12 protein-coding genes are annotated in these 12542 nt (G+C 44.3%); 5 read left to right on the forward strand and 7 right to left on the reverse strand.

From position 1 onward, the window contains the following. Positions 1-76: 76 nt before the first annotated feature. From F941_RS16650 to F941_RS12040, 6 genes are all read right to left on the reverse strand, one after another. A complete protein-coding gene (locus tag F941_RS16650) occupies positions 77-250 on the reverse strand; it encodes a PA1571 family protein (RefSeq protein ID WP_005011648.1) in 174 nt (57 codons plus the stop codon). A 127-nt stretch (positions 251-377) separates the two neighbouring features. Then, positions 378-1832: a ribonuclease G gene (rng, locus tag F941_RS12020; protein ID WP_005011649.1), complete on the reverse strand. Its 1455-nt coding sequence runs from the start codon at positions 1830-1832 to the stop codon at positions 378-380. A gap of 41 nt (positions 1833-1873) precedes the next feature. Continuing rightward, complete coding sequence (locus F941_RS12025; RefSeq protein WP_005011651.1) at positions 1874-2440, reverse strand: Maf-like protein; 567 nt, start codon at positions 2438-2440, stop codon at positions 1874-1876. Further along, positions 2428-2919: a rod shape-determining protein MreD gene (gene mreD, locus F941_RS12030; RefSeq protein ID WP_005011653.1), complete on the reverse strand. Its 492-nt coding sequence runs from the start codon at positions 2917-2919 to the stop codon at positions 2428-2430. Before mreD ends, F941_RS12025 begins: the two co-directional genes overlap by 13 nt. Then, complete coding sequence (gene mreC / locus F941_RS12035; protein WP_005011656.1) at positions 2906-3763, reverse strand: rod shape-determining protein MreC; 858 nt, start codon at positions 3761-3763, stop codon at positions 2906-2908. The genes mreD and mreC overlap by 14 nt, the downstream gene beginning before the upstream one ends. A gap of 16 nt (positions 3764-3779) precedes the next feature. Beyond that, on the reverse strand, positions 3780-4826 hold the full coding sequence (locus F941_RS12040; RefSeq protein ID WP_005011659.1) for a rod shape-determining protein: 1047 nt from the start codon (positions 4824-4826) through the stop codon (positions 3780-3782). A 132-nt stretch (positions 4827-4958) separates the two neighbouring features. On the opposite strand from F941_RS12040, the gene gatC reads away from it, so the two are divergent. The 5 genes from gatC to F941_RS12070 all read left to right on the forward strand — a co-directional run bounded on the left by gatC (position 4959) and on the right by F941_RS12070 (position 11065). Next, entirely contained in the window at positions 4959-5273 is a 315-nt protein-coding gene (gene gatC / locus F941_RS12045; RefSeq protein WP_005011668.1) for an Asp-tRNA(Asn)/Glu-tRNA(Gln) amidotransferase subunit GatC, read from the forward strand. Between the two features lie 53 nt (positions 5274-5326). Next, complete coding sequence (gatA, locus tag F941_RS12050; protein WP_005011669.1) at positions 5327-6805, forward strand: Asp-tRNA(Asn)/Glu-tRNA(Gln) amidotransferase subunit GatA; 1479 nt, start codon at positions 5327-5329, stop codon at positions 6803-6805. Then, the gene (gene gatB / locus F941_RS12055) at positions 6805-8286 is read left to right on the forward strand and encodes an Asp-tRNA(Asn)/Glu-tRNA(Gln) amidotransferase subunit GatB (RefSeq protein WP_005011671.1); all 1482 of its coding nucleotides are present in this window, start codon (positions 6805-6807) and stop codon (positions 8284-8286) included. The genes gatA and gatB overlap by 1 nt, the downstream gene beginning before the upstream one ends. An 82-nt stretch (positions 8287-8368) precedes the next feature. Then, a complete protein-coding gene (locus F941_RS12060; protein ID WP_005011672.1) occupies positions 8369-9736 on the forward strand; it encodes a B12-binding domain-containing radical SAM protein in 1368 nt (455 codons plus the stop codon). Positions 9737-10618: 882 nt separating this feature from the next. Beyond that, positions 10619-11065: a hypothetical protein gene (locus tag F941_RS12070; RefSeq protein ID WP_228128347.1), complete on the forward strand. Its 447-nt coding sequence runs from the start codon at positions 10619-10621 to the stop codon at positions 11063-11065. Positions 11066-11839: 774 nt separating this feature from the next. Here the strand turns inward: F941_RS12070 and F941_RS12080 are convergent. Further along, positions 11840-12361, reverse strand: a complete 522-nt coding sequence (locus tag F941_RS12080) for a hypothetical protein (protein ID WP_005011677.1) — start codon at positions 12359-12361, stop codon at positions 11840-11842. Between the last annotated feature and the right edge of the window lie 181 nt (positions 12362-12542).

Genomic DNA, 12542 nt, shown 5'->3' on the forward strand with positions numbered 1-12542 from the left:
CCAATCAGGTTTGGCAGAATGTTGTAATTAATATTTCAAAAAATTGATTAAAAAAAAGGGGCTTTTAAATTGCCCCTTAATTTTTAATATTTCGGCACTGTTTTAATAATTGATGGCATGCTGTGCGGATCATCGATGCAGTGATTTGCACTTCATTGCCGCGCTCATCTACGATATAAGCTGAATGCATTGTTTTAACGTCCAGCATATGCTTTAAACCTGTACTCATTACTGCTTTACTTACACCCATCTCACACCTCACATTGCTAAACCTGTTCAAAAAAGGTTTTGGCTATTCGATGTGTTAAGTATAAAAAATACAGTTCAAAAGTAAAATTTCAGTTGTAACAAGTGTTTAACGATATTCTGTTACAATTTCAGCTCAAGATGATATCGTATTGCTCTTGCGTATATAGATTTTCCACCTGGAACTTAATCACGCCGCTGATAAAGTGCTCTAAATCAGAGACAGCTGGCGCTTCTGCTGTTAACAAGCGGTCAATCACCGATGGATGCGCAACGACAGTAAAGCCACTCTGATTTTCAAAAGCCCGCGCATAGCGCAAGATTTCCCGAAAGATTTCGTAACACACTGTCTCGGCCGTTTTCACATAACCCCGCCCCTGACAGGTCGGACACGATTCACACAGCAAATGCTCCAAAGATTCACGGGTACGCTTTCGGGTCATTTCCACCAAGCCCAGCTCTGAAACTTGGGTAATTTTGGTTTTGGCATGATCCCGTTCCAGCATTTTTTCAAACTGGCTCATCACCTGTTCACGATGATGCGCTTCCTGCATATCAATGAAATCGATAATGATAATGCCGCCCAAATTGCGCAGGCGCAGCTGGCGCGCAATGACCTGTGTCGCTTCCATGTTTGTTTTGAAAACAGTATCTTCTAATGTGCGGCCACCGACATAAGAGCCCGTATTCACATCGATGGTAGTCATCGCTTCAGTCTGATCAATCATCAGATAACCGCCAGATTTCAGCGCAACACGGGTCTGCAGGGCCTTCTGAATGTCTTCCTCAACATTGTATAAATCAAAGATTGGACGTTCGCCCGGATAATGAATCAGGCGGTTGCGCATAGTCGGCACAAATTCGTCTACAAACTCGGTCAGTTTGGCGTGGATTTCCCGTGAATCGACATGAATTTTAGAGGTCTCTGCATTAGCCAAATCACGGATCACCCGCTGCGGCAAAGGCAATTCTTCAAAAATCAATGAAGGCACCGCGATGATTTTTTGCTTGCGCTGAATAAATTCCCACAATTTCGCCAAATAGGCCATATCCTGAGCAATTTCAGCTTCAGCAATGCCTTCCGCGGCGGTGCGCACAATGACGGAGCCCGGCAATTTATGTTCCGCCTGAATGCGCTCAATCATGCTGCGAAGGCGGTCACGCTCTTCTTCAGATTCAATCCGCTGCGACACGCCGGTATGACTGCCAAAAGGCATCATGACCAAATAGCGGGATGGAATGGATAGATCAGTGCTTAAACGGGCGCCTTTCGTGCCCAGCATATCTTTCATGACTTGAACCGTCAGAACCTGACCAGGCTGCAGCAGTTCAAAGACATTTGGCGTCGGCTGATTTTTTGGCCAGACCATATCATTGATATGCAGAAATGCAGTGCGTGACAGCCCAATATCAACAAAAGCCGCCTGCATGCCGGGCAGCACGCGAACCACTTTTCCTTTGTAAATATTGCCCACTAACCCGCGTTTAACAGTACGCTCAACAAATAATTCATTGACTGTACCATTTTCGATTAACGCGACACGGCACTCCATCGGTGTGACGTTAATCAGCAACTCGTCAGACATAATAAAACTCAAAGCATTATAAAAATTCTTTTTTTCAGCAGTTAATTTAGTGCTTTAACTGTCTGTAATAACTGTGCAGTTTCATGCAGAGGCAATCCGACAACATTTGAATAGCTGCCGTCAATGCGTGGAATATAGCGGGCGGCAATGCCTTGAATCGCATAGGCTCCCGCCTTGCCCAAAGGTTCACCCGTAGCCCAGTAATCTTCCATATCCCTGAGGCTCAGCGCCTGAAATTCAACCTGTGTACGCACTACTATACTGCAAATTTGTTCTTTTGTACGTACGCAAACACCTGAAAAAACATCATGTTTTCGGCCTGAGATTTGCGCCCAAATTTCAAAGGCATGCTGTTTGGATTCAGGCTTGCCTAAAATACGCCCATCCACACCTAGACTGGTATCCGCAGCCACAATGACTGCTTCTGGGAAGCGCATCTGTACGGCTTTGGCTTTCATTCTGGCCAAACGCTCGACATATACCGCGGCGGTTTCACCATGCAGTATAGACTCGTCAATGTCCGGGCTGTAGACATCAAATGTCAGCCCCAGCTGGCTGAGCAGCTCATTGCGCCGAGGCGAACTGGAAGCCAGAATTAAATGCGCCATTTTTTCAGCAAATAATAAATGACAGGCCAGACCAATACGCTGCTTAGCAGCGGCTGCCAATGACGCGCAAAAGAAAAATGCACGCCGCTCATCACCTGCGCGATCCAAATAAAGAACAGATGCGCAAGAATTGCAATCGACGAGATAATCCATAGATTGCCGAAGGTTAAAATGCGGCGTTCACGCGTCAAAAATCTGGCTATAAATGCGATCAGCACAAAACTCAGCGCATTCATGCCCAATGGCGCATCGACCAATAGATCAACAAAAAGACCTGTGCCAAAAGCAAACCATACCCCGCACCATGTGGGCTGGCACAGCACCCAAAACAGCGTAATCATCAGCATGAATAACGGACGCCAGCCCGAAACTTCATAGGACAATGGATAGACCATCAGCGCCGATGCCATGATCACCGAAATAATAATAGCAAACAGCGGATCCCGGCTTGTCGGCCGGTTCAGTTTAGCGATCGGCATTCGGCTGCTCCATCGCTAATGAGTCTGAAAACAGCACCACCACATGGTGTCCGCCCGCTAATTGCGCAGCAGGAATGACATCAATCTGTGAAAATTCACCCGAGTTATGGCGCTGCACCTTAGACACCGTACCGACTAAATAGCCTGCCGGGAAATGTGCCCCTAGGCCGGAGCTATACACTTTTTCACCTACTTTGATATTGGCGCTGGTTGGAACATATTCCATTTTTAAGCGCCCAAGATCACCTGTACCGGTTACAATTGCGCGCATGCCTGTACGTTCCAAACGCACAGATAAAGAATGTTCCTTATCAGACAGCAGCATGATTCGGCTGCTATGCGGGTAGACATTGACTATCTGCCCCATAATGCCTTTATCATCCAGCACTGTTTGGCCGACTTTCAGCTGGCTGCTGGCTCCGCGGTTAATCACAATAATATGGCGCAATGGATCTGCATCGGTGCCAATCACTTCTGCAATTTCCATGCGGCCGTCAATAATTAAAGGCGTGTCTAATAAGCCGCGCAAACGGGTATTCTCTGCAGAGAGCTCAGAGAGTTTTTGCAACCGGACTTGAGCCTGAAGCAGTTCAGCCTGCATCGCGGTGTTTTCACGGCGCAGTTGAGCTTCTGACTTGGTTTGTTGATTCAGCCATTCTCGCGATAACACTGGATAGCTTGCAGCAGCATAAATGGGATTATAGGCTGCATACAAAACGTCTCTTGCCGGCTGAATTACATGCGGCATGCGCCAATCAAAGAAAAGCACCACCAAACATGCAATCACCGCAATGATAAATGAGCGAAAAGATGGCGGCTGTCTTGAAAACAGTTGAGTTTGCACCCGCCCAGTCCTTGTCTTAGCCTACAAACAGCATATCGTGATTTGGATTATCGAAGAAATCGAGTACTTTACCGCCGCCGCGAGTGACACAAGTTAATGGATCCTCGGCAACCACCACCGGCAAGCCTGTTTCTTTCGCTAGCAATTTATCCAGATTGCGAAGCAATGCGCCGCCGCCTGTCAATACAATACCGCGCTCTGCAATATCTGACGACAGTTCAGGAGGCGTCTGCTCCAGCGCAGATTTCACTGCAGACACAATGCTTTGCAGCGGATCAGAAATCGCTTGGGTAATTTCATCCGAAGTCACTGTAATCGCGCGAGGTACGCCTTCTGCAAGGTTGCGGCCGCGGACTTCAATTTCCAGCGCTTTTGCGCCTTCTTCAGGAAGCGCCATGCCTACTTCTTTTTTAATGGTTTCAGCCGTGGTTTCACCAATGACACAGCCATGCGCTTTACGGACATAATTAATGATCTGTTCATCAAAGACATCGCCACCAATACGCAATGAGTCTGCATAGACACAGCCCTGCAATGAAATAATGGCAATTTCTGTTGTACCGCCGCCCACATCAACCACCATCGAACCGCAAGCCTGCTCGACCGGCATGCCGGCACCAATCGCCGCCGCCATTGGCTCTTCAATTAAACGCACATCGCGCGCGCCGGCGTTATAAACCGCTTCACGGATCGCGCGGCGCTCTACCAAGGTTGATTTGCACGGCACACAGACCACGACACGCGGCGCTGGCGGAAACAGGCGTTTTTCATGCACTTTGCCAATAAACTGGTTCAGCATGGTTTCCGTCACTTCAAAATCCGCAATCACACCGTCTTTCATTGGGCGGATTGCAGAAATATTCGCGGGTGTACGGCCTAGCATCTGCTTAGCATCAAGGCCGACTGCCGATACAATTTTTTGTGAGCCGCTGTGGCGAATCGCCACAACCGTCGGTTCATTTAATATAATGCCTCGTCCTGGCGCATAAATAAGTGTATTTGCTGTACCTAAATCAATGGCTAGATCGGGCGAAAACAAGCCAATTAGTCTTTTTAGAATCACGGAGACGTTCTCGATTAAACTTTATGTGGACGCAAGGTGGCAACTTTAACTAAATGTGATGATTTGAACAAGTCAATCGCTTATTATAACGCACGATAATTTGAAATTTTTTAATACTGATTAGGTAATGTTATGTCTACATCGGATGCACAGCAGTCTGCAGATCTCAATGCAAAAACAGTTTCAGCAATTGCCCATTTGGCGCGATTATCGCTGAATGAGGCGCAATCTGCTGAATATGCTCAAAGTTTAAATAAAATTTTAGGCATGATGGAAACTTTAAAAGGCATCAATACTGACGGTGTTGAACCGCTGAAAAGTCCATTCGACCACCCGCAGCCATTACGTGAAGATGTGGTGACTGAAGAAAATCATCGTGAGGAATATCAATTCATTGCACCTGCAACGCAAGACGGCTTGTACCTTGTTCCGCGCGTAATTGAGTAATTACTGCTCAGTCCATCTATTTTCTTAAAATTAAACGTAAAGAATTATTTCTCATGACAGATTTACACCGCTTATCCGTTCGTGAACTGACAGAAGGCTTAGCTGCGGCTAAATTTTCTTCTCGCGAACTGACCGAACACTATTTAAAACGCATTGAAAAAATCGATGCACGAGTACAGTCGTATGTCACCGTCACCGCTGAACAGGCTTTGGCTGAAGCAGATGCAGCCGACGCTTTGCGTAAAGCTGGCGGCGCTACAGTGCTGACTGGCGTGCCAATTGCGCATAAAGATATTTTCTGTACGCACGGCATTAAAACTACAGCCGGCTCTAAAATGCTGGACAACTTTATCTCTCCTTACGACGCCACCGTTGTAGCGAAAGGCAAAGTTGCCGGTTTGGTGACGTTGGGTAAAGTGAACATGGATGAATTCGCCATGGGCTCTACCTCTGAATCATCTTACTTTGGCGCGACGGCAAACCCTTGGGCGCTGGACCACGTTCCTGGCGGCTCTTCAGGCGGTTCTGCTGCTGCTGTTGCTGCTGACCTTGCTCCGTTTGCTACAGGTACAGACACAGGCGGTTCTATTCGTCAGCCTGCATCTTTCTGCGGTTTGACAGGTCTTAAACCGACATATGGCCGTGTTTCTCGCTTTGGTATGATCGCTTATGCATCATCTTTAGACCAAGGCGGCCCAATGGCGCGTTCGGCTGAAGACTGCGCTTACCTGATGAACGTGATGGCGGGCCATGACGCCAAAGATTCAACATCGGTTGAAAAAAATGTTGATGATTACGTTGCAAACTTAAACGGCACCTCTGTAAAAGGCCTGCGCATTGGCATTCCTAAACAGTATTTCAATACCGCTGGTTTAGATGCCGATGTCAAAGCGCGCGTTGAAGAATCTTTGAAAAAATTGGAAGAAATGGGCGCAACCTTGGTTGAGATTGACCTCAACATGACTGAAAGCTATGTGCCGACGTATTACCTGATTGCCCCTGCTGAAGCCTCTTCAAACCTGTCACGTTTTGACGGCGTGCGTTACGGCTACCGTGCAGAAAATCCTGTGGACTTGATGGATTTGTACAAGCGTTCACGTTCTGAAGGTTTTGGTAAAGAAGTTCAGCAGCGCATTTTGATTGGTACTTACGCACTTTCTGCGGGTTACTACGACGCCTACTATGTAAAAGCGCAAAAAGTACGCCGTTTAATTCAGCAAGACTTCTTAAAAGCCTTTGAAACTGTGGATGTGATTGCTGCTCCTTCTGCACCAACAACTGCATATAGAATCGGTGCAAACCTGTCTCAGGTTGAGATGTACTTAGGTGACATTTATACCATCGCAGTCAACCTTGCGGGCCTTCCTGCAATCAATGCCCCGGTCGGTTTTGACAAAGACAGCCTGCCTGTGGGCCTACAGCTGATTGGCAACTACTGGTCAGAATCTCAATTATTGTCTGTGGTGCATCAGTACCAGCAAGCAACCGATTGGCATACAAAACGCGCGGCAATTGCTGAGGAGAATGCATAATGGCTCAAGCTCAAAAATCGGCTAAACCAAAATCTAACCTGATTGATGGCTGGGAAGTGGTGATTGGCATCGAGATTCACACTCAGCTTGCCACCAATACCAAAATCTTCTCTGGCTCTTCAACCACGTTTGGTCAAGACCCAAATACACAAGCGAGCCTTGTTGATTTGGCCATGCCTGGCGTATTGCCAGTACTCAACAAAGAAGTGGTTGATCTTGCGATCCGCTTTGGTTTGGGGATTGATGCGTACATTGACCAAGCCTCTGTGTTTGCGCGTAAAAACTACTTCTACCCAGACTCACCTAAAGGCTACCAAATCAGCCAGATGGACAACCCTATTGTGGGCTTGGGCCATATCGACATCCAGCTTGAAGATGGCACGGTAAAACGCATTGGCGTGACCCGTGCGCACCTTGAGGAAGATGCTGGTAAATCCATCCATGACCAATTTGAAGGCATGTCAGGCATCGACTTGAACCGCGCAGGTACGCCTCTGCTCGAAATCGTCTCTGAACCGGATATGCGTTCAGTTGAAGAAGCTGTGGCTTACATTAAGTCGATTCACACGTTGGTACGCTGGTTAGGCATTTCTGACGGCAACATGGCGGAAGGTTCGTTCCGCTGTGACTGCAACGTGTCTTTACGCCGTCCGGGCAATGAGTTTGGTACACGCTGTGAGCTGAAAAACCTCAACTCATTCCGTTTCATTGAACAAGCAATTAACGTTGAAATTGAACGTCAAATGGAAATCTTGGAATGGGATGGCACCATTGACCAAGAAACGCGTTTGTTCGACCCTGTGAAGATGGAAACGCGTTCTATGCGTTCGAAAGAAGAAGCGAACGATTACCGTTATTTCCCAGACCCTGACTTATTGCCTGTTGTGATTGCAGATGCGCAAATTGAAGCGGCACGTGCTGCCCTTCCTGAATTGCCTGCTGCACGCCGTGAACGCTTTGTCGCTGACTTTGGCGTGACTGAATACGATGCGCACGTTTTAACGCTGACTCGTGAAATGTCAGAGTTTTACGAAGCTGTAGTAAATGCTGCGGGCGGCGCTGCGCAAGGTAAAGTGGCTGCTAACTGGGTAATGGGCGAATTCTCAGGCGCTTTAAACAAAGCAGGCTTAGAATTAGCTGATGCTCCTGTAACAGCAGAAAAACTTGGCGGCATGATCGCGCGTATTGTGGACAACACCATTAACGGTAAGATTGCGAAGCAAGTGTTCGGCTTTATGTGGGAAGAAGGCAAAACTGCGGACGAAATTATTGCTGAAAAAGGCTTGAAACAGGAAACTGATACAGGCGCAGTTGAAGCAATTATTAAAGACGTACTTGCTGCGAACGAGAAGATGGTTGAAGAGTATAAATCTGGTAAAGAGAAAGCTTTCAATGGTCTTGTGGGTCAAGTGATGAAAGCAGCGAAAGGTAAAGCTAACCCTGCGCAAGTGAATGAATTGATGAAAAAATTGATTGGTTGATCTGATCTATTTTAAAAAAAACCCGCTTTAGAGCGGGTTTTTTTGTATAATTAACACTACAATTCCTTACAAAAGAAAACAAATGTTGAATACTTATTTTTTTTGTATTAGTGCCGGGCAAACTATCACTAGAAAGAAAAAAACACCTTTCTCATTAAAACATAGATATTTAAACTATGGCCTACTTTCATTAGCGACTCTTTTAAAAGAGCAAAATCTTCCTGCAATACAAATCCAAGGACTTTTTTATAGTCCCCAAAGAACTCTTCAAATCTGTATCGATGAATATAACTTTTTAGATTCTAACTATCCTCTTTTTTTATCTATTCCAAGTTTTTATGCCTTAGATTGGGCAAAAGAGTTTATTAATTTGATATATCGAGTCAAACCTGAACAAAAAGTTATTATTGGTGGTCGTTGGGTCGTAGGAGACTCAGTAGAGAATATCAAGAAAGTGCTTCCGCCTGTTGATCAAATCATTCCAGGATTAGGAGAGATTAAACTACCTGCTGTACTTTCTAAATACGGCATAACGTTTCTGAAAAAGGTATCAGAACATTATCAACTTAACTACAAACTATTACATGAAAGTCATCTTTATCAACCAAGTTTCGAAATTTCTCGCGGATGCGGTATGGGTTGTGCTTTTTGTCAAGAAAAAGATGAAAAATTAACCCCTTTAAAACCTGTAACACAGCTCATAAATGAACTTAAACATTTCATACTTTCAAACAATACAAACGAAATTACTCCATACTTTGAAACCTCCATGTTTACACCCAATCGAAAATGGGCTGTTCAACTAAATGAGAAATTGAAGGAGGAAGGATTAAAAATCAGATGGCGTACAGAAGGACGTATTGATTCAATTAGTCCTGAAAACCTTCTACATTTATCTGAAGCAGGATTAACTGTTTTAGATTTAGGTTTAGAAAGTGCATCCCATCAGCAACTAATATCAATGAAAAAAACTAGTAATCCCCAAGTTTATTTAGAACGAGCATCTAAATTAATAATTAAAGCTCATGAAATTGGGATTAAAATTAAAATTAACATTCTATTATATGCTGGAGAAACAAAGAAGACTCTACAAGAAACTGAAGATTGGCTTGAAAAACATAAGAATTATATTGCTGGGGTATCTATCGGACCGGTAACTATATACGGATGGGATGAAGACACTACTGCATATATGAATGAATTAATATTACTAGGAGCTTCTATCTCACACACTTCAGTCGGTATTAAATATTTAAATTTAAGCTCAGAGATAACCTTTGAAAATTCTTTAGAAATTTCAAGACAACTTAGTAAAAAGTTTATGACGAAAGAGAATTACTTTTTCCTTAAATCTTTTTCATATTTACCAAGAGATTATAAGTATGAAGATTTTTTAATAGATTTAGAAAAAATTGAAAATAAAAGTGATTTAAGTTTTTCTGTTATCTAAAAAATTTTTTAATATGGCTATCAAAAAATAGCCTCCATCAAAAACTTGAATATTGAAGAAGTATTCCCTCCCTCTGCGGGAGGGGGAGGAACCTTCCATTACAAATTATTTGATATCATGAATTTAATAATGAATATTCCCTCTTCTTTTTAAAAAATAAGCTTATTACGCGCAAGAGATAGATTATTACCGTGTTTGGTGTCATCAACACCAGCGAAATAAACAAAATCCACTTGCCGATCTTTTGGAATCTGACAGAGTAAGCTACTAAAGATCTGTAAGTCACTAACATTGTTTATTCTGAGCTGAACTGTCCATATTTGTATTGCTTCAACCGCTATCCCTATGCGGCATTTATACGCCATTGTCGGCAGTATTCAGGTTAAATGCTTCCATTTACATCTACCCACAACTCGATTTCGCCTTTTTTAGATGCAAAATTTAACTATTCATGAGCATAAAATAGGTTCTAAAACATTGAATTGACATCATGCTGTTTGATGCTCACCCGACTAAAGCGAACCACAGTATTCTATGTTGGTAACTTCTTGTGTCCTCTTGATTTTATTTGTTATGAATTTTGTGCATTGCTGTACATCATATTGCTGAAAACACCGAATATGGTTAAAAATAACTCACTAAACAAGAATAATGATGCGCCGCTTCATTTCATTTTTAGCTATAGGGCAAATGTTTCATATCACTTGAGTCAGGGGTCACAAACATAACCTCCTATTTGGAGAATAGACCATGAATTTCCCTAAAATATTAATTCTTACCAGTTGTATTGTCCTATCAGCACCTAACCTCTTTGCAGCGCAGACCAAGGCTGCTACTCACGGCAGCACCGCAGCAGCTGACCAAAAAGCTATTGCGAGCGCAATGAGCGCAGCGCCAAAAAAAGTGGCTGCAGCAGCAACCATTGTGGCCATGGGCAAAGATGGCAAGATGCATACCTTGCGTAAAGGCCATAACAACTTTACCTGCATGCCTGATAATCCAGCGACCCCAGGCCCGGACCCGATGTGCATGGACAAGGCGGCTTTGGAATGGGCAGAAGCCTGGATGGGTCACCAGCCGCCCAAAGCCGGTAAAATTGGCTTTATGTACATGCTGGAAGGCGGAACCGATGCCAGCAATGTTGATCCTTATGCCCAAAAGCCAACCGCAGGCAACCATTGGATCAAGACCGGCCCCCATGTCATGATTGTCGGCGCGAAACCCGGCTTTTATGATATGTATCCTAAGAGTGCCCAGCCGGACACCAGCATACCTTACATCATGTGGCCCGGAACACCTTATCAGCACTTAATGATTCCGGTAAAGTGAGCCTTAATATTCACATTACAGCTCTGGCCCAAACATAAAACGTCAAGGGATTCTGCCCGCGGCTGGCCAAACAAGTCTGTGCCAGCTGCTGTGATTGAGAGAGGCCTATCGGCCATCGCAAGAAAATATACCATCTATCCTTTCAGCTGCCTGTTAAATGACTGCTGAAATTCAAATTGTTCTAAAATAAGGCGTGTTGAGGTTCCGTGAAATCATCAAATAAATATGCAGGCCAAAACCGCAGAATTTTCATAATTTCGCTTTAGCTTGCCATCTTGTGTTGCGATTTTTCTTAATTGCTTCAATTGGCAAAACAACACTGATTTCATCAAATTTATAATATTGAACATTCCTTAGCACAGTCTTGCTGCGGCCAAAACTCAAAGCCGAAAAAGGCTGATCCTAGTGAGAGAAGGAGCGTTCATGAGCAATTAAACACGAGCATGAATTTAATATTGAATGTTCCCTCTCCTTTTAGGAGAGGGCTAGGGAGAGGATTACTATTTATGCTATAAAATCAAAAACATTAAAGAAAAACAAAAATGGCACCAGAACTTTTACAATCTATCATTCAATGTGCCCTTGGACTGATTCTAATCCTTATCATTGTGATGCTGACCCATCTCAAATGGCGTAAAAAGCCCACACAGCCTGAAGTCTATTCACCAAAAAAACAGCGAGGAATAGGCTTACTCTATGGCATCAAATTCATCTCCTATCCTATTTTGGGGCTATTTAAAATTATCTTTTCAATCTTTAAATAACCCGATGGATTTATTGTCGAGTCGAACCCAGTTTATTCCAAAGCTCAGGCGTTAAAAAGGTCATCACCAATTTATTCATATCCACATAGCGCAGCACGCCTTGCAACTGCGATTTCACTTCAGGATTCTTCAAAATTTCTTCGCCCGTGATGCTGCCAAGTTCCTGAAAACTCTCACCCACGGCCTGCATGCCTTCAGCCTTAATCACCGCTTTGGCCTGAGCAGAACACTGCTCCGTCAAAATCCGCTGCAAAGTCTGCGCTAAATTTTTATCCAGCTGAGTCCGCTGTGCATCTGTCACCTGACTGTATGCCTTTAAGTCTGGATGAGCCGACAAAGCGCTAAATGTCCATTGCAATACGGCGGTTTTATCTGCAGCTGTGGTTGATTTCACCAAACAGTCACTAAGCTGATCCACCGTTGGCCCTGCTGCGGCAATCTGGCTGACTCCACATAGAAATACGGCCATCAAGCTCAGGCAGCCCATGCGGGATTTTTTTGGGCGTACAGCAGTGAAAACATTGCGTGACATAAAGCAAACTCCAGTGAATATTCCACCTCTTTGTATCACAAAGTATGGCGGTGCACCTGTTACGACTCTGTAAAATAACACCCGTGATGCATCCTGCATAAAAACCTGATGATTTGATGCAGCAGCTTGCTTCGACTAAAGAGCAATGCTTACTGATTTTTCTAAACCTCCCGCATGTGCT

It is taken from the genome of Acinetobacter bouvetii DSM 14964 = CIP 107468, from assembly GCF_000368865.1.
GTDB classification, from domain to species: Bacteria; Pseudomonadota; Gammaproteobacteria; order Pseudomonadales; family Moraxellaceae; genus Acinetobacter; species Acinetobacter bouvetii.